At 65.0% G+C, this 2,118-nt stretch carries 3 protein-coding genes; 2 read left to right on the plus strand and 1 reads right to left on the minus strand.

Annotated features, from left to right (window positions below; translation table 11 throughout):
- Positions 1–1,025: ABC transporter ATP-binding protein (locus WEA77_RS13085; RefSeq protein ID WP_368068325.1), on the plus strand; the 1,025-nt coding region annotated here is incomplete at its 5' end.
- An 8-nt stretch (positions 1,026–1,033) separates the two neighbouring features.
- Positions 1,034–1,756 (plus strand): type 1 glutamine amidotransferase, encoded by a 723-nt coding sequence (locus tag WEA77_RS13090; protein ID WP_368068326.1) that lies wholly within the window; start codon positions 1,034–1,036, stop codon positions 1,754–1,756.
- A gap of 179 nt (positions 1,757–1,935) precedes the next feature.
- On the opposite strand, the gene WEA77_RS13095 is transcribed toward WEA77_RS13090, so the two are convergent.
- Positions 1,936–2,118: P44/Msp2 family outer membrane protein (locus WEA77_RS13095; protein ID WP_368068327.1), on the minus strand; the 183-nt coding region annotated here is incomplete at its 5' end.

Consider the following 2,118-nt stretch of genomic DNA (forward strand, 5'->3'; position numbering starts at 1 on the left):
TCTTCCTGATCGCCGCCTCAGGCATCCTGCTGTGGACCGGCAACATCGTCGGCGCCGGCGCGGTAGCTGTTGCAGTCGGCCTTGCTCTGCGCATGAAGGCCATGTCGCAATGGATCATGTGGGAAGTCGCCGGGCTCTTCGAGAATATAGGTGTCGTCTATGACGGCATGTCGATGCTGGACAAACCCGTCGCCGTGGTCGACGCGCCCGGCGCCGCTGCTGTGGCGCGCGTCCGGGGTGACATCCACTTTGACCAGGTGGCCTTCCACTATGGCAAGGGGGGCGGCGTCATCGAGAATCTCTCCCTCGCTATACGGCCCGGCGAGAAGATCGGCCTCGTCGGCCGCTCCGGCGCAGGCAAGACGACGCTGACTAACCTTCTGCTGCGCTTCTACGACGCGGAAGGCGGCCGCATCCTCGTGGACGGCCAGGACATCGCAAACGTCACGCAGGAATCCCTCCGGGCTCAGATCGGTGTCGTCACGCAGGATACGTCCCTACTGCACCGCTCGATACGCGACAACATTGCCTATGGCCGTCCCGGGGCAACCGATGACGAGATCCGCACGGCGATTGCCAAGGCGGCTGCCAGCGAGTTCGTCGAAGCGCTCGAAGACGCCAAGGGTCGCCGCGGCCTCGACGCGCATGTCGGCGAGCGCGGCGTCAAGCTCTCCGGCGGCCAGCGCCAGCGCATCGCCATAGCCCGCATCTTCCTGAAGGATGCACCGATCCTGATCCTCGACGAGGCGACCTCCGCGCTCGATTCCGAAGTCGAAGCTGCGATCCAGGAACATCTCTTTGAACTTATGGAAGGCAAGACCGTGATTGCCATCGCGCACCGCCTCTCCACCATCGCCGCGATGGACCGCCTCGTGGTGCTGGACGCGGGCCGCATCATCGAACAGGGCACCCACGAGGAACTCGTCGCGGCCGGCGGCCTCTACGGCGATCTCTGGGCGCGCCAGTCCGGCGGCTTCCTCGTCCAGCCGGAAGTGCGTGAACCCGAAGACGTTCCGGCGGAATAAGGCAGGGCATGAAACTCACGATCATCGAGACCGGGCAGGCGCCCGCCACGATCCGCGACCGTTTCCCGGACTATCCGGAAATGGTCCGCCGCATGCTTGCCGGTGTCGACGCGGGCATCACATGCGAGACGGTCTCCATCGCCCGGGGCGAAGCTTTGCCGGATCCCGCGACGCTCAGCGCTGTGCTCTACACCGGGTCGCCTGCCGGCGTGTATGATCCCTTGCCCTGGATTGCTCCGCTCTCCGACTTCATCTGCCGCGCCGCTACCGCGCGCACGCCGCAGGTTGGCATCTGCTTCGGTCACCAGATCATGGGCGAGGCGCTCGGCGGCAAGGTCGAAAAGTCGGAGAAGGGCTGGGGCGTTGGACGCCACACCTATGATATCGTGCAGTGCCCGGACTGGAGCGCCGCGCTGTGCCCGCCCTCGATCAGCGTCGCCGTCAGCCATCAGGACCAGGTCGTCGCGCTGCCGCCTTCTGCCAGCATCATCGCGCAGTCCGTCTTCACGCCCTATGCGGGGCTCGACTACCGCGATTTTCCCGCCATCAGCTTCCAGTGCCATCCCGAGTTCGAGCCGGAGTTCGCCGCTGCACTCTATGCCGCCCGGCGCGGCGCCTCGCTCACGCAAGCAGAGGCAGATGCGGCAGTCGCCTCCCTTGCCGGGAACTGCGACCGCCGCCTGCTTGCACAATGGATCGCCAGCTTCCTGCAGTCACACACAGGCAGCTGACGTCCGACCTCAGCTGCCGAACCGGTAGCGTGCGCCAAGGCAGAACACGGTGTGCGAGTTCTCGATGTTCAGCGTACCGGGGAACAGCTGGTTGCCGGGTTTGATGTCATCGCTCGCGCGGTAAGCCGCTTCGCCGTAGAGATCGATCCGCTCACTGACGGCCCAGCTCGCGCCGGCTTTCAGCTGGTAGGCAAACTTGCCCTTGCTGTCATCGATAATGCCGACGCCCGGCGGATTTTCTGTACCGACACGTCCGAATAGCCGAGACCCGCGCCGACATACGGGCTGATCATCCCGCCGCGGTTGAAGTCATAGTAGAGATTGGCAAACAGGCTCGTCGTCTCGAACTGGTCGCCGTCTGG

Source organism: Hyphomonas sp. (genome assembly GCF_040882205.1).
GTDB lineage: Bacteria > Pseudomonadota > Alphaproteobacteria > Caulobacterales > Hyphomonadaceae > Hyphomonas.

What these genes read in the sequence shown, in the direction of transcription:
- WEA77_RS13090 (WP_368068326.1), top strand. Translation starts at nt 1,034, where the DNA reads ATGAAACTCACGATCATCGAGACCGGGCAGGCGCCCGCCACGATCCGC.